This window comes from Paludibacterium denitrificans (assembly GCF_009707705.1).
GTDB lineage: Bacteria > Pseudomonadota > Gammaproteobacteria > Burkholderiales > Chromobacteriaceae > Paludibacterium_A > Paludibacterium_A denitrificans.
The window spans coordinates 723,479-743,920 of record NZ_WLYX01000001.1; the positions used below are offsets into that span (position 1 = coordinate 723,479).

The window sequence follows — 20,442 nt, forward strand, 5'->3', positions numbered from 1 at the left end:
GCCAACCTTGTGCCGCCAACGGAAGAATTCAGTGGATAAAATCAGCATTATCGCCGTCATCATGGGGCTGACGGCCATCATCGCCGGGCAAGCGATCGAAGGTGGCAACATCGCCTCGCTGTTGCAACTGACGGCGTTCATGATTGTGATCGGCGGCACCGTCAGCGCCGTCATGCTGCAAAGTACGCCCAAGCAGTTCATGGCCGGGCTGCGCATGCTGAAGTGGGTGTTCCAGCCGCCGCTGTTCGACCATGAAAAGATGATCCGCGACATCATCAACTGGAGCCACGCCGCGCGCAAAGGCGGGCTGTTGTCGCTGGAAGGCTATGTCAGCCTGCAAAAAGATCCCTACACGCAAAAAGCGCTGCAAATGCTGGTGGATGGCGCGGAACCAGACACGCTACGCGCGGTGCTGGAAGTCGAAATCGACATGTTTGAACATGCGCGCAAGCAAGCGGCCCGCATCTGGGAATCGGGCTTAGGCGGCTATGCCCCGACGCTGGGGATTCTCGGTGCGGTACTCGGGCTGATCCACGTCATGGAAAACCTGTCCAACCCTTCCAAACTCGGCTCTGGCATTGCCGTGGCCTTCGTCGCCACCGTGTATGGTGTCGGTTCGGCCAACCTGTTTTTCCTGCCGGTAGCCAACAAACTCAAGCACCTGATTGCCTCGGAAGTGGCGCTGAAGGAACTGGTACTGGAAGGCATGGTGGCGATCGCCAATGGCGAAAACCCACGCATCATCGAAAACCGCCTGCGCAGCTTCCTTGCCATGCACGACTAAGCGTAACCACTGCAAGGTTGGCCGAAAAACCGGTGGATGTTCGGCCAACCTTTAACGAATTATTGCCGGTTTTAGCCCAACGCCTCCGGCTCCAGCACGCGCAACGCCGTACCCGGCAACGGTTTGCGCAAGTACGCCTCCAACAGCTTGTACGTATCCAGATCAAAAAGCGGCACGCCATTCAGTGCGCCACTCCCTCCCGCACGCGAGCCCAGATAACACCAGCGGTCAAAGACATACTCGACACTGACGCCGGTCACCTCATCGGTTTCCACCACCGCCACCGGCGCCGGATAAGGCCAGTTCTTCACCCGCAACTGCGCCAAGGCCAACATCAGCCGCTGGTTATGCTGCTCTGCCGTTTCCTTGCCAATACAGGCGCCACGACAGCGTCCCAGTGCATGGGCACAGCATGGCATCCCCTTGCGGCTGGTCACCTTCTCCACCCCCAGCATCGATTGGCACAAGCCATGAGCGGTCGCAATCTCCAGCAACACCTTGCGCGCCTCACGCGGCGTGCGGAACAACCCATACAAGTCAGCCGTACGGTTGAAATCCAGTTGTTCTGCCAGCACGATTCGCGGCCGGACGTAACCATCGTCACACGCTTCCAGCTGCAACGAGCAGGCATCATGCGACAAGCGCCCGCGCGGGTTGTGCGCCGGTTGCAGCGACTTGATCAACTGCGATTCCAGCAGCGTGGCGCCAAACTCGCCCAGCGTTTCATGCCACGCCACCCGGCGAATCTGCGAGGTCAGCAGCCCCCCCTTGCGCGCAGACTGGTCGCCGGCAAAATGCGACAACACCCCCGCCCGCAGATTACTGCCTTTGCCAACGTAGAGCGGCGCATCATCGTCGCCGTATAACATGTACACGCCGGGCACATCCGGCAACTGGTCCACCACATCGGGGGCCAACCCCGGCGGTAGCGCCGGTTTACCCGCCAGCGCCGTTGCGGCCGCCAGAACGGTATCCGCTCCCAATTCCGCTTGGGCACTGAGAATGAAGCGGTACACCGCCTCGGCATCGGCCAGCGCACGGTGGCGGGCATCCAGCTGAATCTGGTGACGGGCGATGATGCTATCCAGATTGTGCTTGAAGTGCTGTGGATACAGCCTAAGCGCGACAGTTTCACACTGCACAGCACCTCGCTCTGGAAGCGAATACCCAAGCGCTTGAACTCGTTTTTCAGGAAGCCATAGTCAAACCGGACATTGTGAGCAATCAGCAAACGGCCTTGCAGCTTGGCGAACAGGGTTTCGGCCAACCCGGCAAACGGTATCGCTTCGGCCACCATGGCATTGGAAATGCCCGTCATGTTCTCGATAAACGGCGGAATGGGCTGCCCCGGATTCACCAGACTTTCAAAGCGTTCGACCCTGTCACCATCAATCAGGATCACCCCCACCTCGGTGATGCGATCCTGCGTAATGTGCCCCCCGGTTGTTTCCAGATCGACAATGGCACAAGGCCGGTCAAACAACGTTTCCACTTTTTATGTGCTTTCATGGCCCGCAGCGGGCAGAAAAGACGATAGACGACCGGCGGCCATCCACAACGATGATTGTTCTTGACGTGCAGGCTCAGTAGACAGGCGTCAGGCAGCGTATGGCCGGGTGTCGCAGCACCTGCTACTCGTTGCACCCGCCGTCCCTAAGGCCACTGGTGTAGGCCACGCACGACAGAAGTCAGACTTAGTGTAACGTTTGCCATCAAAAAAACCCATAGGGTATTGACACCACATGGGCACATGAATAGAATTCGCCTCTCTCGCAAGACGCAAGTCCTGCAAGACAGTGCACCCGTAGCTCAGTTGGATAGAGTATCTGGCTACGAACCAGAGGGTCGGGCGTTCGAATCGCTCCGGGTGCACCAGCAGTCCCCATCGTCTAGAGGCCTAGGACATCGCCCTTTCACGGCGGTAACCGGGGTTCGAATCCCCGTGGGGACGCCAAGTTTGCATCCGTAGCTCAGTTGGATAGAGTATCTGGCTACGAACCAGAGGGTCGGGCGTTCGAATCGCTCCGGATGCACCAGTTGTCCCCATCGTCTAGAGGCCTAGGACATCGCCCTTTCACGGCGGTAACCGGGGTTCGAATCCCCGTGGGGACGCCAGGATTCGACAAAAAAAGCTCGGCTTAGCCGGGCTTTTTTGTTTTCCGCCTTGCCTACCATCCGCACCACAAATTCTCTAAGCAGATTAAGTCTCAAAGCCGCCACCTTACCCGTTGAACGAACAGGCAAAGCGGCGCTATGGCAGAGCCACCCTGATCAATCAGAAGTGATAGCTCACGCCCGTCATCAGCTTAGAGGTCAACTTCATCAAACCGGTCACCGGTGCCGAGCAAGGCTGCCGCGCCCTGCTCATGCGCCATATCAGCATGTTTCAGTTCATCGTCCCGCATCTGTGACACAATGGCCCGGCTGCGGACATCCTGCGCGGGCAACTGCTGCAAGTGGCTATCCAGATGCGCGCCGACCTGATGTTCCGTTTCCTCCAGAAACCCCAGATTCCATTTATCCCCGAGCAACCCGGCCGTGACGCCAATAGCCAGCGAGCCGCCATACCACAGCGGGTTGAACAGGCTTGGTCGTCCACCCAGCTCGCGGATGCGGCGCTCGGTCCATGCCAGATGCTCCACCTCTTCAAACGCCGCCTGACGCAGTGCCTCACGCGCCGCCGGATTGCGCGCCGTCAACGCCTGCCCTTGATACAACGCTTGGGCACAGACCTCACCACAGTGATTGACGCGCATCAGCCCTTGCGCATGACGCTTTTCCTGCTCGGACAACTCGGCTTCGGTCAACCCTTGATCAGGATGGGCACGGCTACTGGCCGCCGAGGCAAATAACGTACGCAGCCCTTTATCAAACTCCACGATCAGGCTATCTAGCATGTCGACGTTCTCAAAACCAATGAAATTGGGCAAAGATTATACCTGCCCACCGCACAGGCGGCACCTGCTGCTATAATCAGCCGCGAATGACAAACCGTATTCAACGACCCTTCTGAAAAGGATTCTGCCTGATGAACCTTGATCTGATCGGCCCGGGCAAAGACATGCCGGGCGACATTAATGTCGTAATCGAAATCTCCGCCAACAGTGCTCCGATCAAGTATGAATTCGACAAGGACAGTGGCGCCCTGATGGTAGACCGCTTCATGGGTACCTCCATGTTCTACCCGGCCAACTACGGTTTCGTACCGCAAACCCTGTCTGATGATGGCGACCCGGTCGATGTACTGGTGGTAACGCCGTTCCCGCTGCCGCCGGGCGTGCTGATCCGCTGCCGTGCACTGGGCATGATCAAGATGGAAGACGAATCCGGCGTGGATGCCAAACTGGTAGCCGTTCCGATGGAAAAACTCTGTCCGATGTACAAGGCCATCCAGAAGCTGGAAGACCTGCCGGAACTGTTGCGCAACCAGATGGTGCACTTCTTCGAGCACTACAAGGATCTGGAAAAAGGCAAATGGGTCAAGGTTCAGGGTTGGGGCACGCTGGAAGATGCCAAGACCGAACTGGTTGAAGGCATTGAACGCGCCAACAAGCAAAAAGCCTGATCGTGGCGGCAACCGCCCACAGATAAAAAGAAGCAAATGTTGCCTTTTTTAATACTCACAATGGTGGAACGACCACCCGCTATCCTCACTCAGCGCGAGGTATGGTGGGTGTCAACCGGATGCAGCGGGTTCTCCGCCGCGACCGGTGTCACCGGCGCCACCGATTGGACAGACACTGGCGTTGCCACCGCCCGCTCACCGCGCGCCTGACGATAATCATAGCCATCGCCAGCCAGTGCCGAGCAACCAACATCAGCGACAGGGCCATTACAGTATGTTTCAGCATGATAAGGGTATCCTGAAAAAGTAGTCGAGGCGACATGGCAAACGCCGCATCGCCTCGAACCATTCAATCAATGGCCGCGATAATTTTCTGCATGGGCCGCAATGGCCTTGGCGGCATAGTCATTGGCGGCCTGGCGTTCGGCATCGCTCTTCACAGACAGGTTCTGTGCCTGCGCCTTGACCACTTGCTGGTTTTTCCAGTTGTCGTAGCCATCACCGGCATACGCCAGAGTGGTGATCAGTGCATTGGCGGCCAAAGCGGCGATAAGGGTTTTCTTAAGCATTTTTTCGCTCCTGTTATGGTGAATCAGGCTCATCGGATCACCGGCACGGCGCGGCGCCATGACGTCTTGGCACAAGAAAAATCAATCAAAAAAATTGATCTTATCTCAGCCATTTACAAGTAAAGATAAACACGGCTTAATGAGCTGTGCGAGTGATCGTGTGGGATTACGGAACTCATTTTAGGCACGACAATGGCGCACTGATAGCGGAAAGAATTGAAACTATATTTCGAAAATTTTGAACATGAAATTATCCCCGGATGCCCTGCTGGTACTGGATGCCATCGCTCGTAACGGCAGCTTCTCGGCCGCCGCCGAAGAGCTGCATCGCGTGCCATCCACGATCACCTACACCATCCAGAAGCTGGAACAGGATCTGGATATCGCGATCTTTGACCGCTCCGGTCATCGCGCCCGCCTCACCCCTAGAGCGAACGCCTGCTCAAGGATGGCCGTTACCTGCTCGATGCCGCAGGCATGATCGAACATCGCATTCGTCGCCTGGCTGGCGGTTGGGAAAGTGAACTATTGATCACCATTGGTGATCTGCTGCAATTCGGCCAACTCGTGCCGATCATTGCCGAATTCGATGCCCTGCATAGCGGCACCCATCTGCGCTTCAGTCGTGAGGTATTTGGTGGCATCTGGGATGCTCTGTACGACGACCGGGCCGATCTGGTAATTGGCGCGCCCAGCCACCCGCCGCCGGGGGATTATTTCGCCCGCGATCTGGGCACCGTTGATTTTGCGTTTGTGGTGGCGCCTCACCATCCGCTCGCGCAGGAAGCCGAGCCGATTCCGCCGCACGTGCTGCGTCGGCACCGCGCCATCAGCGTGGGCGATACCTCACGCCGTTTACCGACACGTTCCTCCGGCATACTGGAAGGCCAGGAAACCCTGACCGTACCGGGTGGAGAAGCCAAGCTTGCCATGCTGGTTGCCGGACTGGGCTGTGGCTATCTGCCGCGCTCCATGGTGGCCAGTTATCTAGAGAGCGGCCAGCTGGTGGAAAAAACCATTCTGGAAAACCGTGGCAATATCAAAGTATTTTTTTCCGGAAGGAACCCCTGCCGAGCAAAGCCTTAAGCTGGTTTATTCAACGGCTGGAATTAGCGGTAAAACGGCAGGAACTGACTTTCTGAGTCGATGGTGACCTACACAGCGCTGGGCAACGCCCCTTACCTCCCTCGGTTTTTGCACCGCTTGGCGGCGCAAGGGGTGGTTGCGTACCCAACGCCTCACCATCTGGCGCAGCACGGCTGGCTCCCCGCGGCATGGCAAGGCTTTCTGGCCGACAACACCCTGCTGGATCTGACCACCGACAACACCGAGCAGCTACTCGCCACCCAGACACTGGCACAACAACACGGTAAAACGCTGATCGAAGTCAGCGGCTCATTCCTGCCCGCTGGCGCAGCACATGGCTTCATGTTGCTGGTCGGCTACTCGGGTGAGCTACCCAATGCCGCGCAACTGTGGCTGGATGCAGCCGCACCGGCGCCGGGTGCGTGGTTACCGTGTGGACCGGTCGGCAGCGCCCGCTTCACCCGCTACATCCTTGATGCCATGCGCTTTGCCCGGCAACAGGCACTGGCCGATCTCACCCCCCAGTCCAGCCAGGGACCCCCTGCATATCGACTGGCAGCAGCTGTTTCAAAAACAGCTGACGTTGGCCGAAAACATGCTGGCCCTCGCCCGGCAATATCTGAAGCGACACGGGCTGGATCACGAGACACTGGAGACCAGCACCGTGCTGGGCGACTTTTCCACCCCCGCCAGAGAGCAAGCTCACTTCGCCGCCAACCTGGCGCGGATGATCGTACTGGCACTGGGCCTTGGCCGAGGCTGTACAGGAAATCTTCAGCACGATAATGCAAGAGCCATCCGGTAACTAAGCACGGACAGCAGAAATGAAAAAACCCGCCGTAGCGGGTTTTTTTATCATGCACTGGCGAGTGAATCAGGCAGCGGTCGAAGCAGTTTTCTTGCGAGAAACGGCATCGGTAGCAGCTTTGGCCGAGTGCGTGGCAGCTTCTACGCTGGCTTCGGCGATCTCTGCGCCAACTTTCTTGGCAGTCTTGGAAACGCTTTCGAATGCAGCATTGGAGCTGTTCACAAAAGTCTTCAGGGCCGATACGGCAACGTCGGAACCAGCCGGAGCATTCTTGGACAGACGGTCCAGCGAGCTCAACAGGGCTTTGTTACCTTCAGCGATCTGTTCTTCCACAAAGGAAGTCAGTTCGTTCTGGGTGGCAACAGCTGCATCGTATACATTGCGTGCTACGGCAAAAGCCTGATCCAGAGCTGAGCCAGACCAGACTGCAGGTCGGCAAAGGCTTTCGGATCTTTGACTTCAGCCAGCGATTTGAAATTCTTGGCGTTGTCAGCCAGCAGCTTGCGGGTCAGGTCCAGCTGCAGATTGGCAAAACGTTCAGCAGAGGCCAGAACGATGGAAGACAGGCGAACAGCTTTGTCGAATTGTGCCTGTCCCAGAGCGGAAATTTCCGGGGTGTTGGTAAACATGTATTAGCTCCTAATGATGTTTGACAGCTCAGCAACAACAGCAACAAAACTGCTTCTCTGTTTTTGCTGCGATGCAGCAATTGCACTGTAATTCAACTGCCGGGAGAGGTCAAGAAATGTTGCGATGCACAAACAAGTAAACGACTATTTATTATGGTTTTTTACAACACAAACATTCCATTGACATGACAAAAATATGAAATCATCAGGCGCCATGGCAAGCTGCCACTGTTACCAGCCCAACAGAGGCCGCAAAACCGCACCCCGGCTGCCCCGCGCCATTGAAAGGGGAGCGCCAAGCCAGTACACTCGCGCAATAGAAGAAAACTATCCGATAAAACAGAATCATGACTATTGCGGCTAACGCCTTTGACATCAAATCAGCCAGTCTCGACCTGCTGGCCCTGCTGTTGCGTACTGACAATCTGGACGAACTGAAACAGGCTTTGGAAGCACGTTTTGGCTCGGCTAGCGCCGCGCCGACCGAGGCCTTCGTGCTGGACGTGGAAGCCTTGGCCGATCCGGCCAATCTGGACTACGGGCGTCTGCTGCCGCTGCTCGGTCGCTGTGGCATCCGTGCGGTTGCCTTGCGTCACCCGGATAGTGCATTGGCCGCCATCGCCAACCGCTTTGGCCTGGTCTACACCGGCACCGTGGGCCAGCCGCGCAGCGTGGCGACGGTACAAGAGCCGGAGCCGGTCAAACCGGAACCCGAAGTTGCCCCCGCGCCAGCGCTTACCCCAGCCACGCCCCCACGCTGATCGTCGACCGCCCGGTGCGGGCTTACCAGCAGATTTATGCCAAGGGCGGTGATCTGGTGCTGCTGGCCATGGTCAGCGCCGGGGCCGAAGTCATTGCTGATGGCAACATTCACGCCTATGCGCCATTGCGGGGCCGGGCGCTGGCAGGCGCGCGTGGCGATACCCGCGCCCGCATCTTTACCTACAGCATGGAAGCGGAGCTAGTTTCGGTTGCTGGCGTTTACCGCACCATTGAGCAAGACTTGCCGCACAGCATTAAAGGCAAGCCCACTCAGGTCTTTCTTGAGAACGAGCGCTTGGTGATGACCGCGCTCGGCGAGTAACGGATATTTCATTCATCCAAAGGGATTTACTGTGGCAAAAATCATCGTCGTGACTTCCGGCAAGGGTGGCGTAGGCAAGACCACCACCAGCGCCAGTTTCGCTTCTGGCCTTGCCCTGCGTGGCCACAAGACTGTCGTGATCGATTTTGACGTCGGCTTGCGTAACCTGGATCTGATCATGGGCTGCGAGCGACGCGTGGTGTACGACCTGATCAATGTCGTGCATGGTGAGGCGACCCTGAACCAGTGCGCTGATCAAGGACAAGCATTGCGATAATCTATTTATCCTGCTAAGCCTCGCAAACCCGCGACAAGGATGCGCTCAGCCGAGAAGGCGTGGAAAAAGTGTTGGCCGAACTGGCCGACAGCGGCTTTGACTACATTGTTTGCGACTCGTATTACCGGTATCGAAAAAGGCGCGCTGATGGCGCTGTATTTTGCCGATGAAGCGCTGATCGTCACCAACCCGGAAGTATCATCAGTACGCGACTCCGATCGCATCCTCGGGAATTCTGTCGTCCAAATCCAAACGGGCGGAAGAAGGCCGCGAACCGGTCAAGGAGCATCTGCTGATCAGCCGTTATGCACCGGCCCGCGTCGACAAGGGTGAGATGCTGTCGGTGGACGACGTGAAGGAAATCCTGCGCGTGCCACTGATTGGTGTCATTCCGGAATCGCAATCCGTGCTGCAAGCGTCCAACTCCGGTACGCTTACCATTCACCTGCAAGGCTCCGATGTCGCCGAAGCGTACTCGGACGTTATTGCACGATTCCCGGGCGAAGACCGCCCGATGCGTTTCCTGCAAGCCCCCAAAGTGGGTCTTCTCAAGCGCCTCTTTGGAGGTTAAGTCATGTCGCTCATTGATCTCATTTTTGGCAAACGTCAAAAGTCGGCCTCTATCGCGCGTGAACGCCTGCAGATCATTCTGGCGCACGAGCGCGATGGCCGCACGGGCGCACCGGACTACCTGCCTACTTTGCAACGCGAATTGATGGAAGTGATCTCCAAATACGTGGCAGTTAATCAGGATGACATCAAGGTCAATCTGGAACGCCGGGACAATCTGGAGGTTCTGGAAGTCAATATCGTGCTGCAGGAAAACCAGCGTTAAATCATGACGCTAACCGAACTGCGTTATATCGTAGCCGTGGCGCGTGAACGCCATTTCGGCCGGGCGGCACAAAGCTGCTTTGTCAGCCAGCCGACGCTTTCCATTGCCATCAAGAAGCTGGAAGACGAACTGGGCGTGACCTTGTTCGAGCGCGGCGGGCAGGAAGTGGCGGTCACCGAAATCGGCGAGCGCATCGTGGAGCAATCGCACCGGGTGCTGGAAGAAGCGGAACGGGTAAAACAGCTGGCTAAGACGAACACCAGAACGAACTGGTCGGGCCGCTGAAACTGGGGGTGATTTTCACCATCAGCCCGTACCTGCTGCCGCGCCTGATCCCTGCCCTGCGGATTCTGGCGCCGGACATGCCGCTGATTCTGGAAGAAAACTACACGCTGCGGCTGGCGGAAATGCTCAAGCGCGGCGAGGTGGATGCCATTATCGTGGCCGACCCGTTTGATGAAGCCGGTACGGAAGCCCGGCCGTTGTATGACGAGCCGTTTGTCGTAGCTACGCCCAAGGGGCACCCGTGGGAGAAGCGCGATACCGTATCGGCCAGCCAGCTGTCGGATGAAAGTGTGCTGCTGCTGACGCAAGGCAACTGCTTCCGTGATCAGGTGTTGCAAGCCTGTAGCGAGCTGGCCAGCCGCCAGAACCAGTCGGCTTGGCCAGCATGTTACAGGGCAGCTCGCTTAATACCATTCGCCACATGGTGGCCAGCGGCATGGGCATTACCGTGATGCTTACCACCTCGGTGGGCCCCAGCGATGCGGCCTTGTTGTCGGTGGTACCGTTCAGCGAACCGGTACCGCAACGTCGTGTTCTGCTGGTCACGCGCAAGCAGTTTTTCCGCAAGAAAGCAGTGGAAACGCTGCAACAGGCGGTATTCCGCTCTGGCCTGCCCGGCGTCACCATGCTGGAAGGCGCGGCGACACCAGCCTAAGGTCGTTAGGTGGAGGCTGTCGGGGATAGCACACAAAAAGGTTGGCCGAATAATTCGGCCAACCTTTTTCATATCAGACCACTAACGCTTAACCGCGGATCAGCGCAGCCAGACGCGCAATGCCTTCGTCGATACGTTCCGGCGCGGTATGACTGAAGTTGAGCCGCAGGTGCCCAATACCGGCGTTCGGATCGGGATAGAACGGCTCACCCGGCATGAAGGCGACATTCTGCTCCAGCGCCCGTTTCAGCACTTCGCGGGTATCTTGCGGTTTTTTCAGGGTCAACCAGAAGAACAGGCCGCCTTTGGGCATTTGCCAATCGGCCAGATCAGCAAAGTGTTTCTCCAGCGCCGCCTGCATCGCATCGCGCCCCACTTTGTAAGTGGCCCGCAAGTTGGTCAGATGCTGCGGATAATCCGGGCTCTTCAGCCACTTGGCCATAAACCACTGGCCGATGCGGTTGGTGTGCAAATCCATCGCCTGCTTCAGCTTGACCAGATACGGGTACAGATCGGGTGAAGCAATCAGGTAGCCTACGCGCAAGCCCGGTGCCAGCGTCTTGGAGAAGGAGCCGGAATAGATCCACGGCGCACTCTTCAGATGGCTGACCAATGGTGCCGGGGCCACGCCGTCGTAGCTCAGCTCACGGTACGGATCGTCTTCCAGTACCGGCACACCAGCCGCGTCGATGACTTCGGCCAACGCTTGCCGCGTAGCGGCGGAATAACAGGCGCCGGACGGGTTCTGGAAACTCGGAATCAGGTAGGTCAGGCGCGGTTTCACGCGTTCAAACGCCGCAGCCAGACTAGCCGGATTGAGTTCGCCATTTTCCTGCGGCACGGCGGTAATATCCGCGCCAAACAGACCATAAGCCTGCATGGTGGCCAGATAAGTCGGGCCTTCGGTCACCACCGGCGTACCCGGATCGATGAACAGCTTGGCGGTCAGGTCAATGGCTTGTTGCGAGCCGGACAGGATCAATACCTGATTGGCGCTGCACGGCACGCCAATCGCGCGGGCCTGTTCGGCGATCAATTCGCGCAACTCCGGTTCGCCCTCGGTGGTACCGTACTGGGCCAACGCCTGCGGCACCCCGCTGAAATCCAGTTCCGGCAGGCATTGCGGCGCAGGCAGCCCACCGGCAAAGGAAATCACTTCCGGACGCTGGGCGGCTGCCGGGATCTCGCGGATCAGTGAGCCGGTCAGACGTTCGATACGTTCTGAAAACATGGTAATCTCCCAAGTGTCATGCCGGAGCGTCCTGCTTTGACCGTGGCAGCGGGTAATACGCCAACGGGAACATCCAAGGCTCCGGAGCGGCGTCGGGTGGACAAGGAACCGCACCGAGGCAGAATGTCAGGCCATGACAGCCTCAATGATAATGATCAAAAAGCGTGCTACTATCGCTTCTCTGGAATAAATGTCAATTTTTTTGACCTAATTTACCCCTCAAGCAGGGCCGTCGTCAATATGTCAGACTCAGCAAGTCGCATCGATCTGCGCGCCACCATGGAAGCTTTCTTCCATGCCTACATGATGTTCACCGGCAGACCGGACGAAATTCTAGCCAAACGCGGTTTGGCGCGTGTGCATCATCGCATCATGTTTTTTGTCGCCCGCTATCCCGGATTGTCGGTCAAGGATCTGCTCGGTGCGCTGGGCGTCACCAAGCAGGCCATCAACATGCCCTTGCGCCAATTGGTGGAAATGGGACTGATCGACTCGCGTGCCGCGCGCCACGACAAGCGCGTCAAGGAGTTGACCTTGACCAGTGAGGGGAAAAAACTGGAGGAGATGCTGCACCGCGAGCAGGTGAAGCTGTTACAGCAGGCCTTTGAGTTGGCGGGAGACAGCAGCATTGCTTAGCTGGATTGCCGTCAACCGCGGTCTGGCAGGTCGCCTGCAGCAAAGCTAGCCCGTTCGGCCAACCTTACCGCCACGGTCAGAGGCCGTGGCCAGATTGATTATTCGATACGCTGATAGCTGACTTCCAGCACTTCGATTTCTTCCTCGCCGTCCGGGCCACGGAAATAAACCGTTTCCCCCTCGCGTGACTTGATCAAGGTACGCGCAATGGGTGAAATCCAGCTGATATGGCCACGGCTCAGGTCGGTTTCATCAACGCCGACAATACGCAACCGCTGTTCGCTGCCATCACCACGCTGGATCAGCACGGTCGCGGCAAAGAATACCTGATCGGTCGCTTCACGGCGTTCCGGATCAACCACTTCGGCCAACTCCAGCCGCTTGGTGAGGAAACGGATGCGCCGGTCGATCTCGCGCAAACGGCGTTTGCCATACAGATAGTCGCCGTTTTCCGAACGATCACCATTGCTCGCCGCCCAGTTGACGATCTGCACCATTTCCGGCCGCTCGCGGTGGACCAGATGGTACAGCTCATCTTTCAGCCGCTGCCAGCCGGGCGTGATGTAGTTCTTGCTGGAAGCTAACAAGCGCTGCTCGGCGGGCAAGTCGTCGTCCTGCTCGTCGTCGCTTTCCTTGGTAAAAGCCTTGCTCATGATTGCCTCGACCCTGTTAAACCTTGCCAACCGGCTGGTGTCCGCGCACCCACCGGCTCTTCCGTTTCACCATTATCATCTGGCGGCAGCCGTGGCGGCCGAATCACCACCACGGTTGGCTGACGCGGTTTAGCGCGGTTTTTTACGACCGGTGATGGTAAGGTCAGACCACTTCATCACAGCGGCCACTTCGGCCTGATTCAGCTCGTAGAACTGGCCACGCTTGAGGCGCGGCGGCAGGCCGATGTTGCCAAAACGCACGCGCATCAGGCGGCTCACCGTCAGGCCGAAGTGTTCGAACATGCGACGCACTTCACGGTTACGGCCTTCCTTGATCACCACGTTGTACCACTGGTTGGCGCTCTCGTCGGCCCCGCCGCGCTGATAGACGCGCTCGAAATGCGCCGGACCGTCGTCCAGTTCCACGCCAGCGGTCATTTCCTTCATGATTTCCGGCGTCAGTTCACCCAGCACGCGCACGGCGTATTCGCGTTCCACCTCAAAGCTCGGGTGCATCATGCGGTTGGCCAGCTCGCCGCTGGTGGTGATCAGCAACAGGCCGGAGGTATTCACGTCCAGACGGCCAATGGCCACCCAGCGGCTGGATTTGGCTTGCGGCAGGCGCTGGAACACGCTGACACGGCCTTCCGGATCATCGCGGCTGACGATTTCGCCTTCCTGTTTGTGATACATGATGATGCGCGGCAGACGATCCGGCCATTTGAGCTTGATGGCATCGCCCTTCACCGTCACCCGGTCGCGCGGGCCAACGCGGTCGCCCAGCTGGGCTTTCTTGCCATTGACCATAACCAGACCGGCTTCGATCCACTCTTCCATCTCGCGGCGCGAGCCGACACCGGAAGCGGCCAGCGCTTTTTGCAGGCGGATGGCGTCGATGTCATCCAGATCGACACGGGCTTCGCGCAAGCGCAGGGATTTTTCCTTGATTTCCTGACTGGGGCTACGCAAGCGCAGTTTCTTGGCTTTTTGCACCAGCGGCTTGCCCGGCCTTTGTCGAGGCGACGTTCCTGGCGCGGCGACAGATCGCCCTCTCCGGTCGGCGTGGCAAAGGTCTTGTTGCCAAAGCGGCGTTCGTGTTCAAGCGTACTGACCTGCCGGATTGCGACGATTACCGGCAGGCTTGTCGCCATACGGGCTACGCGCATTGCCGCGTTCATCGCGTCGGCCATCCTGACCGGCACGACCGCGACCACCAGCGGCACGGCCTTCACCGCGTTGCTGGCGCAGTTGCTGCTGAGCCATTTCCGGCGGCTCATCTTGAACAGCGGTGCAGAGTTATCCTGCGGCTGTTGCCCATCGGCCAGCGGCTGGCGACGGCCAGCGGCTGGGAAATTGGCATTGCCATCCTGCGCACCGCGCCCCTTGCCGAAGCCGTTGGGCTTGCCGCGCGACGAGCCAAAGCTGTTGCCGCGCGGCGCATCCGGGTAGCGCGGAGAAGAGGATTCACGACCTTTGACACGCGCCACCGGCTGGCGGGCGTGGTTACGTTCTTTCGACATGCTTGTCATTCTTTCACTATTAAGGCGCCCGCAGAAACGGCTCGGCGTGGCCCGATACGGCCAGCGCGATGCGCATGAGCACATCGGCCAGTCAGTCAGGCAAGGTAGCGTTTACTCTGCAACAGGCAGCAAGTTGTCCGCCTCATCATCGAGGGGGCTAGTTTCATCGGCTGGGTTTCGGCCAACCTCTTGCGGCGTAGACTCCGGCACCACCAAGGTTCCCAGATCGGCGAGCGGGGGCAGGTCTTTGAGTGAGACAAACCCCAGATCATCCAGAAACTTGCGGGTAGTGGCATACAGCCACGGCCGTCCGGGCACGTCCTTGTGCCCGATTACTTCGATCCAGCCCCGCTCCAGCAGGGTCTGCATCACGCTGGTGGCCACCGAAACGCCACGAATGGCTTCGATATCACCACGGGTAACAGGTTGTTTGTAGGCGATAATCGCCAAGGTTTCCATGACCGCACGCGAATAGCGCGGCGGCTTTTCCGGATTAAGCCGAGCCAGATAGGGCGTGAACTCGGCGCGCGCCCGAAAGCGCCAACCGGATGCCAGCTTGACCAGCTCGATTCCGCGGCCACGCCAGCTGAGGCGGATATCTTCCAGCAGCTCGGTGAGCAACGCGGATTTGATGTCCTCGGTAAACAGCTTTTTCAGCTGTGCCACCGTCAGCGGCTCCTGCGCCGTGAGCAAGGCGGTTTCCAGCACAATCTTGAGATAGTTGAGGTCTGTGATGGTGGTGGACATCGGTCGCAGGCAATTTATTTGCGCAGGAAGGCGCGGATTTTACACGATTTTTTGCCGGTGTGCAGACATCGCAACGGCTTTTCGGCCAACCTTGCCACAGCATGCTCCGTCATACCACGGCCGGGCGGATATAGATCGGCTGATAGGCCGCTTCCTGGCTGACCTTGATCATGCCTTCCTTGACCAGTTCCAGCACGGCGATGAAGTTGACCACCAAGTGCGCCACGCCCTTTTCCACCTCAAACAGGGCTTCAAACGGCACGTACTCGCGCCCGTCGAGATAGCGCAGGATCCAGCTCATCTGCTCGCGTACCGACAGCTCATCCTTCTCCACCTTATGGCTGCGGTTGTGCTTGGCGCGCGACAGAATGGCGAGCCAAGACTGGCGCAAATCAATCGGGCTGACCTCGGGCAGGCGCTGCTCAGCGCCCTGCTCGATCAAGACCGCGAGCCAAGCGAAATCGCGGTCGGCCTGCGGCAGCTTGTCCAGTTCCAGCGCCGCCAGTTTCATCTGCTCATAATCCAGCAGTAAGCGAACCAGCTCGGCACGCGGATCGTCCGGCTCGCCCTCGTCATCCAGCACCGGGCGCGGCAGCAACAGGCGCGACTTGATTTCGATCAGCAACGCCGCCATCAGCAGGTATTCCGCTGCCAGTTCCAGACGGTCAGCGCGCATGGCGTCGATGTAGCCCATGTATTGCGCCGTAATCTGCGCCATGGGGATATTCAGCACGTCGAGGTTTTGCTTGCGGATCAGGTACAGCAGCAAATCCAGCGGGCCTTCGAAACTGTCGAGAATGACCTGTAGTGCATCCGGTGGAATGAACAGATCCTGCGGCAACTCCAGTACAGGTTGGCCGAACACGTGCGCCAGCGGCACCCCGGCGCAAGGTCGGGGGCGTTAGCTGGAACTCGGCAACCGCCGTGTCGTTCATGGAGTCATTCCGCGCAAAGACCAACCAGTGCAGGTTGCCGTATCAGTAGCCCAAGCCCATGGCAGCACGTACGTCGCACATGGTGGCACGGGCGATTTTCTCGGCCTTGGCATTGCCTTCTTCCACAATTTCTTTCACCAATTGCGGGTTGGACAGATACTTTTCGGCGCGTTCGAACATCGGCTGCTGCTCTTTGAGTACGCCTTCGATCACCGGCTGTTTGCAATCCAGACAGCCGATCCCGGCGCTGGTACAGCCTTGCTTGACCCACTCGCGGGTGTTGTCATCGGAATAGACCTGATGCAGCTGCCAAACCGGGCATTTTTCCGGGCTGCCCGGATCGGTACGGCGCACGCGTGCCGGGTCGGTGGGCATGGCCCGTACTTTCTTGGTCACCGTGGCCGGGTCTTCCCGCATGGTGATGGCGTTGCCGTAGGATTTGGACATCTTGTTGCCATCCAGCCCCGGCATGCGCGAGGCCGCAGTGAGGCGCGCCTCCGGCTCAGGCAGAATGGTCTTGCCCTTGTTTTCCAGCCAGCTAAGCCAGCCGTTCGCGGTCGGCGGCGCCCGGGTTCTGGCTACCGGCCAGCAGCTCGCGCGCAGCCGCCAGCGCTTCATTGTCACCGCCTTGCAGATAGCTGGTGCGTAGCTGGGCAAAGGTTTTGCCGCTCTTGCCCATTTTCTTCACGGCGGCCAGCGACAGTTCTTCAAAATTCGGTTCACGACCAAACAGGTGATTGAAGCGCCGTGCCACTTCGCGCGTCAGCTCCACGTGCGGGATCTGGTCTTCGCCCACCGGCACCAAACCGGCCTTGTAAACCAGGATGTCGGCCGCCTGCAGCAACGGGTAACCGAGGAAACCATAGGTGCCCAGATCCTTGGTCGACAGCTTCTCGATCTGATCCTTGTAGGTGGGCACGCGCTCCAGCCAGCCCAGCGGTGTCACCATGGACAGGGCCAGATGCAGTTCCGCATGCTGCGGCACCCGCGACTGGATGAAGATGGTGGACTGCTCCGGGTCCACACCAGCTGCCAACCAGTCGATCACCATGTCCCAGATGCTTTTCTGAATAATGGACACATCGTCGTAGTTGGTGGTCAGCGCATGCCAGTCGGCCACCATGAAGTAGCAGTCATGAGTCTGTTGCAGCTCGACCCAGTTCTTGATGACGCCATGGTAATGGCCAAGGTGAAGGCTGCCCGTGGGGCGCATGCCGGACAGGATGCGGTTGGCAAACATGTGTTGTGTTATCCCGGATAATGGTAATTAGCAGAAAAGCAGTGGTGCACCGGCCCAGCGGCAGGCCAGTTAAGCGGCGGCATCAATGCAGCAGCGGGCCGAGCAGAGCATACACCAAGGCATAGAATGGACGCAGGATGCTGGACAGCATGCCGGTGGCGATGAGCGCAATCAGTATCCACATGCCATAGGGTTCCAGCTGTGAATACTTGTAGGCCAGCCCCGGCGGCAACAGGCTTTCCAGTATGCGGCCGCCGTCCAGCGGCAAGATGGGCAACAGGTTGAGCACCATCAGCACGATATTGATGCTGATACCGGCCCGGCTCATCAGGCGCAGCGGCTCGCTATAGCTGTTATCCATGCTGATGGCCAGACGGAAAAACAGCGCCCACATCACTGCCATGCCCAGATTGGCCAGCGGACCGGCCGCCGCCACCCAGCGCGAGCTGACGCGCGGATTGCGCAGCGCGCTAAAGTTGACCGGCACCGGCTTGGCCCAGCCAAAGATAAAACCGCCCAGCGTGATCGACAGCAACGGCAGCAGCACGGTGCCGATCGGGTCGATGTGCTTGAGCGGGTTGAGCGTCATGCGCCCCATCATGTAAGCGGTGGCATCGCCAAAATGCTTGGCCGCATAGGCGTGGGCCGCTTCATGCAGGGTAATGGCAAACAGGACCGGCAAGGCCCAGACCGTGATTTGTTGTACAAGGGTGAGTTCGCCCATAAGTCTTTCTTCAAAAAGGCTGTCAATGTGAGTCGATTGGGCTGTTCGGCCAACCTTTGGTTCCGCTTGGCCGCTCAGAGGCCAAATAGCGCCGGATCGCCCTTGCCGACCCGCACCAGCTCGATGCCATTGGTCAGGTCGATCACCGTCGAGGTTTGCGTGCTGCACCAGCCGCCGTCAATGATCAGGTCCACCTGGTTTTCCAGCCGCTCGCGTATTTCGTAGGGGTCGGTCATCGGTTCTTCATCGCCCGGCAGCAACAGCGTGGACGACAGGATCGGCTCGCCCAGTTCTTCCAACAGCGCCAGTGCAATCGGATTATCCGGCACGCGCAGGCCGATGGTGGAGCGTTTGGGGTGCAGCGTGCGGCGCGGCACTTCGCGGGTGGCCTCCAGAATGAAGGTATAGCTGCCCGGCGTGCCTTGAGCAAACGGAACTGGGCGTTATCGACCTTGGCGTAATTGGCCAGCTCGGACAAATTGTGGCACACCAGCGTCAGATGGTGCTTGAGGTCGATCTGGCGAATCTGCAGGATGCGCTCCATCGCCTTCTTGTCGCCCAGCATGCAACCGAGCGCATAGCAGGAGTCGGTGGGGTACACCACGACGCCGCCTTCGCGGAAAATCTTTACCGCCTCGCGAATCAACCGCTGTTGCGGATTCTCCGGGTGAATGACAAAAAACTGTGCCATGTGTGTATTGGCTTTCTAACTCAAATCAACTGTCGTTAGAGGGATGGGCGATGCGATCGGCCAATGCTTCCCATGCTTAAGCCGACAGATCGGCGGCAGGTCATCGGTTCTCCCCACATCGCGCCCGCCCTCGCCCCGGCGCATGAAAATCGCTTAAGCGCTGGCATACAACCCGTAACGCTGGGCAATCAGGGCATATTTATGGCGGTCGTCCAGACTGTGGCTGCCACTGGCGACTTCTATCCCCTCACCGCCCGCGTCCTTGAAATCCAGAATCAACCGCTCGGTCAGCGTGCGGCCAAAATCATAGCGGCCGGGGTGAGCAATAACCGCCATGCCGCCTGCCGCGCAAATCCAGCCAACGGCATCAGCCAGACTGGCCCACTGGTGCGGCACATAACCGGGCTTGCCGGGTGTCAGGTATTTGCGAAACACGGTGCGCACGTCCTTGACCTCCCCGCTTGCCACCAGAAAACGGGCAAAGTGCGTGCGCCCGATCATTTCCGGGTTGTCACACACCGCCATGGCACCGTCAAACGCCCCGGCAATGCCGATTTTGGCCAGCGATTCGCCCATCTCGCGCGCCCGGTTGACCCGGCCATCGCGGATGGACTGCAACCCGGCCGCCAACACGGCATTGGACGGATCAATACCCAAGCCGACAATGTGCACCGTATGCTTGCCGCTCCAGGTCACCGACACCTCAACGCCATTCAAGAAACCCAAGCCCAGCTCCAGCGCGCTGGCTCGCGCTTCGGCCAACCCGTTGGTGCAATCGTGGTCGGTCAGCGCCACCAGCGTGGCCTCGCGCTCGGCTGCACGGGCAATCACCTCGGCAGGCGCCAGCGCACCATCGGAGGCGTTGGAGTGAAAATGCAGGTCGATACTGGACACCGGCTACTCTCCTGTCGGCGCCTGAGCCGCCTGGCGCAGTTGCCGGGCCGCCAATTTGACGCGGTATTCGGCCAACTCCGCCGTGTAACGATCCCACACGCACGGCTCGCAGCCGCTGCCACAACATTCGTCGTCGGCTGGCGGCTGTGGTGCTTCCGGCATGGGATCAAAATCGTCGCTCATGCTGCCACCACATGAATGGTAAAGCCATCGCCGGACACCACTTGCCCCACGCGGATCTTGCAGGTTTTGCGCAACTCTTGCTGGCCATCGACCATGACATGGCCCTCGGCGATGAAATGTTTGGCCGCGCCACCGGAATCGCACACGCTGCAGGTCTTGAGCAAATCGCACAGCGCGATGTAATCGGTGCGCAGTTGATAGGTTTCGTTCATTTTTTCACACCTGTTCTGGACAGCACTGTGCATCGGCTGTGGATAGCCGCGGCAAGTCGTTCAGAAACTTCATTATTTTTAAACTGCCTGTTTTTTAGGCACCCGCCCCCGGTACAATCCACGCCAGCAGGTAACAACGCTGTGGGCCGTTTGTGGAAAATGGGGACAAGTGGCTGAGATAAAAGACTTTTGCACTACC

General features: G+C 58.7%; 23 protein-coding genes, 4 tRNA genes and 6 pseudogenes. 15 read left to right on the plus strand and 18 right to left on the minus strand.

Annotation, left to right across the window (positions count from 1 at the left end; translation table 11 throughout):
• The first annotated feature begins 31 nt into the window (after nucleotides 1-31).
• Nucleotides 32-784, plus strand: a complete 753-nt coding sequence (locus GKE73_RS04935) for a flagellar motor protein (RefSeq protein WP_230369310.1) — start codon at nucleotides 32-34, stop codon at nucleotides 782-784.
• 71 nt (nucleotides 785-855) lie between these two features.
• Here the strand turns inward: GKE73_RS04935 and GKE73_RS24540 are convergent, their stop codons facing one another.
• The gene (locus GKE73_RS24540; protein ID WP_230371550.1) at nucleotides 856-1,926 is read right to left on the minus strand and encodes an ethanolamine utilization protein; all 1,071 of its coding nucleotides are present in this window, start codon (nucleotides 1,924-1,926) and stop codon (nucleotides 856-858) included.
• Between the two features lie 38 nt (nucleotides 1,927-1,964).
• Nucleotides 1,965-2,276 (minus strand): annotated as a pseudogene (locus GKE73_RS24545) (3'-5' exonuclease); the annotation flags it as partial.
• A 306-nt stretch (nucleotides 2,277-2,582) separates the two neighbouring features.
• Between GKE73_RS24545 and GKE73_RS04950 the strand changes: the two are divergent.
• From GKE73_RS04950 to GKE73_RS04965, 4 genes are all read left to right on the plus strand, one after another.
• Nucleotides 2,583-2,659 (plus strand) — tRNA-Arg (locus GKE73_RS04950).
• Between the two features lie 3 nt (nucleotides 2,660-2,662).
• Nucleotides 2,663-2,738, plus strand: a tRNA-Glu gene (locus GKE73_RS04955).
• Nucleotides 2,739-2,743: 5 nt separating this feature from the next.
• Nucleotides 2,744-2,820 (plus strand) — tRNA-Arg (locus GKE73_RS04960).
• A 3-nt stretch (nucleotides 2,821-2,823) separates the two neighbouring features.
• Nucleotides 2,824-2,899: transfer RNA gene (locus GKE73_RS04965), tRNA-Glu, on the plus strand.
• Nucleotides 2,900-3,059: 160 nt separating this feature from the next.
• Here the strand turns inward: GKE73_RS04965 and coq7 are convergent.
• Nucleotides 3,060-3,681: pseudogene (coq7, locus tag GKE73_RS04970) on the minus strand (2-polyprenyl-3-methyl-6-methoxy-1,4-benzoquinone monooxygenase).
• Nucleotides 3,682-3,812: 131 nt separating this feature from the next.
• Between coq7 and ppa the strand changes: the two are divergent.
• Nucleotides 3,813-4,349 carry an inorganic diphosphatase gene (gene ppa / locus GKE73_RS04975; RefSeq protein ID WP_230369311.1) on the plus strand — a complete coding sequence of 179 codons (537 nt, stop codon included), beginning with the start codon at nucleotides 3,813-3,815 and terminating at the stop codon, nucleotides 4,347-4,349.
• A gap of 353 nt (nucleotides 4,350-4,702) precedes the next feature.
• Here the strand turns inward: ppa and GKE73_RS04980 are convergent, their stop codons facing one another.
• Nucleotides 4,703-4,978 (minus strand): hypothetical protein, encoded by a 276-nt coding sequence (locus tag GKE73_RS04980; RefSeq protein WP_230369312.1) that lies wholly within the window; start codon nucleotides 4,976-4,978, stop codon nucleotides 4,703-4,705.
• A 184-nt stretch (nucleotides 4,979-5,162) separates the two neighbouring features.
• Between GKE73_RS04980 and GKE73_RS04985 the strand changes: the two genes are divergently transcribed.
• Genes GKE73_RS04985 through GKE73_RS04995 form a run of 3 tightly spaced genes read left to right on the plus strand, consistent with a single transcriptional unit; the run spans nucleotide 5,163 to nucleotide 6,790 of the window.
• On the plus strand, nucleotides 5,163-5,399 hold the full coding sequence (locus GKE73_RS04985) for a LysR family transcriptional regulator (protein ID WP_230369313.1): 237 nt from the start codon (nucleotides 5,163-5,165) through the stop codon (nucleotides 5,397-5,399).
• On the plus strand, nucleotides 5,396-6,004 hold the full coding sequence (locus GKE73_RS04990; protein ID WP_230369314.1) for a LysR substrate-binding domain-containing protein: 609 nt from the start codon (nucleotides 5,396-5,398) through the stop codon (nucleotides 6,002-6,004). The genes GKE73_RS04985 and GKE73_RS04990 overlap by 4 nt, the downstream gene beginning before the upstream one ends.
• Before the next feature lie 60 nt (nucleotides 6,005-6,064).
• Nucleotides 6,065-6,790, plus strand: coding sequence for a hypothetical protein (locus GKE73_RS04995; RefSeq protein ID WP_230369315.1), 726 nt, complete (start codon nucleotides 6,065-6,067; stop codon nucleotides 6,788-6,790).
• An 88-nt stretch (nucleotides 6,791-6,878) separates the two neighbouring features.
• On the opposite strand, the gene GKE73_RS05000 is transcribed toward GKE73_RS04995, so the two are convergent.
• Nucleotides 6,879-7,145 carry a hypothetical protein gene (locus GKE73_RS05000; RefSeq protein WP_230369316.1) on the minus strand — a complete coding sequence of 89 codons (267 nt, stop codon included), beginning with the start codon at nucleotides 7,143-7,145 and terminating at the stop codon, nucleotides 6,879-6,881.
• A 53-nt stretch (nucleotides 7,146-7,198) separates the two neighbouring features.
• Nucleotides 7,199-7,441 (minus strand): phasin family protein, encoded by a 243-nt coding sequence (locus tag GKE73_RS05005; protein ID WP_230369317.1) that lies wholly within the window; start codon nucleotides 7,439-7,441, stop codon nucleotides 7,199-7,201.
• Nucleotides 7,442-7,788: 347 nt separating this feature from the next.
• Between GKE73_RS05005 and GKE73_RS05010 the strand changes: the two genes are divergently transcribed.
• The 5 genes and pseudogenes from GKE73_RS05010 to GKE73_RS05030 all read left to right on the plus strand — a co-directional run bounded on the left by GKE73_RS05010 (nucleotide 7,789) and on the right by GKE73_RS05030 (nucleotide 10,577).
• Complete coding sequence (locus GKE73_RS05010; protein WP_230369318.1) at nucleotides 7,789-8,202, plus strand: hypothetical protein; 414 nt, start codon at nucleotides 7,789-7,791, stop codon at nucleotides 8,200-8,202.
• A 14-nt stretch (nucleotides 8,203-8,216) separates the two neighbouring features.
• A complete protein-coding gene (gene minC, locus GKE73_RS05015; protein WP_230369319.1) occupies nucleotides 8,217-8,525 on the plus strand; it encodes a septum site-determining protein MinC in 309 nt (102 codons plus the stop codon).
• Nucleotides 8,526-8,556: 31 nt separating this feature from the next.
• Nucleotides 8,557-9,373 (plus strand): annotated as a pseudogene (gene minD / locus GKE73_RS05020) (septum site-determining protein MinD).
• Between the two features lie 3 nt (nucleotides 9,374-9,376).
• Nucleotides 9,377-9,637 (plus strand): cell division topological specificity factor MinE, encoded by a 261-nt coding sequence (gene minE, locus GKE73_RS05025; RefSeq protein WP_230369320.1) that lies wholly within the window; start codon nucleotides 9,377-9,379, stop codon nucleotides 9,635-9,637.
• Between the two features lie 3 nt (nucleotides 9,638-9,640).
• Nucleotides 9,641-10,577: pseudogene (locus tag GKE73_RS05030) on the plus strand (LysR substrate-binding domain-containing protein).
• Nucleotides 10,578-10,665: 88 nt separating this feature from the next.
• Here the strand turns inward: GKE73_RS05030 and GKE73_RS05035 are convergent.
• Nucleotides 10,666-11,808 (minus strand): aminotransferase-like domain-containing protein, encoded by a 1,143-nt coding sequence (locus tag GKE73_RS05035; RefSeq protein ID WP_230369321.1) that lies wholly within the window; start codon nucleotides 11,806-11,808, stop codon nucleotides 10,666-10,668.
• Nucleotides 11,809-12,087: 279 nt separating this feature from the next.
• Between GKE73_RS05035 and GKE73_RS05040 the strand changes: the two genes are divergently transcribed.
• The gene (locus GKE73_RS05040) at nucleotides 12,088-12,444 is read left to right on the plus strand and encodes a MarR family winged helix-turn-helix transcriptional regulator (RefSeq protein ID WP_230369322.1); all 357 of its coding nucleotides are present in this window, start codon (nucleotides 12,088-12,090) and stop codon (nucleotides 12,442-12,444) included.
• A gap of 98 nt (nucleotides 12,445-12,542) precedes the next feature.
• Here GKE73_RS05040 and greB read toward each other — a convergent pair whose 3' ends face one another.
• The 11 genes and pseudogenes from greB to GKE73_RS05095 all read right to left on the minus strand — a co-directional run bounded on the left by greB (nucleotide 12,543) and on the right by GKE73_RS05095 (nucleotide 20,243).
• A complete protein-coding gene (gene greB / locus GKE73_RS05045; protein ID WP_230369323.1) occupies nucleotides 12,543-13,097 on the minus strand; it encodes a transcription elongation factor GreB in 555 nt (184 codons plus the stop codon).
• A gap of 129 nt (nucleotides 13,098-13,226) precedes the next feature.
• Nucleotides 13,227-14,123: pseudogene (locus GKE73_RS05050) on the minus strand (pseudouridine synthase); the annotation flags it as partial.
• A gap of 605 nt (nucleotides 14,124-14,728) precedes the next feature.
• Nucleotides 14,729-15,364: an SMC-Scp complex subunit ScpB gene (gene scpB / locus GKE73_RS05055; RefSeq protein ID WP_230369325.1), complete on the minus strand. Its 636-nt coding sequence runs from the start codon at nucleotides 15,362-15,364 to the stop codon at nucleotides 14,729-14,731.
• 109 nt (nucleotides 15,365-15,473) lie between these two features.
• The gene (locus GKE73_RS05060; protein WP_230369326.1) at nucleotides 15,474-16,244 is read right to left on the minus strand and encodes a segregation and condensation protein A; all 771 of its coding nucleotides are present in this window, start codon (nucleotides 16,242-16,244) and stop codon (nucleotides 15,474-15,476) included.
• A gap of 97 nt (nucleotides 16,245-16,341) precedes the next feature.
• Entirely contained in the window at nucleotides 16,342-16,917 is a 576-nt protein-coding gene (locus GKE73_RS05065) for a nucleotidyl transferase family protein (protein WP_230369327.1), read from the minus strand.
• The gene (gene trpS / locus GKE73_RS05070) at nucleotides 16,838-17,539 is read right to left on the minus strand and encodes a tryptophan--tRNA ligase (RefSeq protein WP_230369328.1); all 702 of its coding nucleotides are present in this window, start codon (nucleotides 17,537-17,539) and stop codon (nucleotides 16,838-16,840) included. The genes GKE73_RS05065 and trpS overlap by 80 nt, the downstream gene beginning before the upstream one ends.
• Before the next feature lie 82 nt (nucleotides 17,540-17,621).
• Entirely contained in the window at nucleotides 17,622-18,263 is a 642-nt protein-coding gene (locus GKE73_RS05075) for a site-2 protease family protein (RefSeq protein WP_230369329.1), read from the minus strand.
• A gap of 74 nt (nucleotides 18,264-18,337) precedes the next feature.
• Nucleotides 18,338-18,954, minus strand: a pseudogene (locus tag GKE73_RS05080) (L-threonylcarbamoyladenylate synthase).
• A gap of 153 nt (nucleotides 18,955-19,107) precedes the next feature.
• The gene (locus GKE73_RS05085; protein ID WP_230369330.1) at nucleotides 19,108-19,848 is read right to left on the minus strand and encodes a PHP domain-containing protein; all 741 of its coding nucleotides are present in this window, start codon (nucleotides 19,846-19,848) and stop codon (nucleotides 19,108-19,110) included.
• Between the two features lie 3 nt (nucleotides 19,849-19,851).
• Nucleotides 19,852-20,031: an oxidoreductase-like domain-containing protein gene (locus GKE73_RS05090; RefSeq protein ID WP_230369331.1), complete on the minus strand. Its 180-nt coding sequence runs from the start codon at nucleotides 20,029-20,031 to the stop codon at nucleotides 19,852-19,854.
• Nucleotides 20,028-20,243 carry an RNA-binding S4 domain-containing protein gene (locus GKE73_RS05095; RefSeq protein WP_230369332.1) on the minus strand — a complete coding sequence of 72 codons (216 nt, stop codon included), beginning with the start codon at nucleotides 20,241-20,243 and terminating at the stop codon, nucleotides 20,028-20,030. Before GKE73_RS05095 ends, GKE73_RS05090 begins: the two co-directional genes overlap by 4 nt.
• Nucleotides 20,244-20,442: the final 199 nt, after the last annotated feature.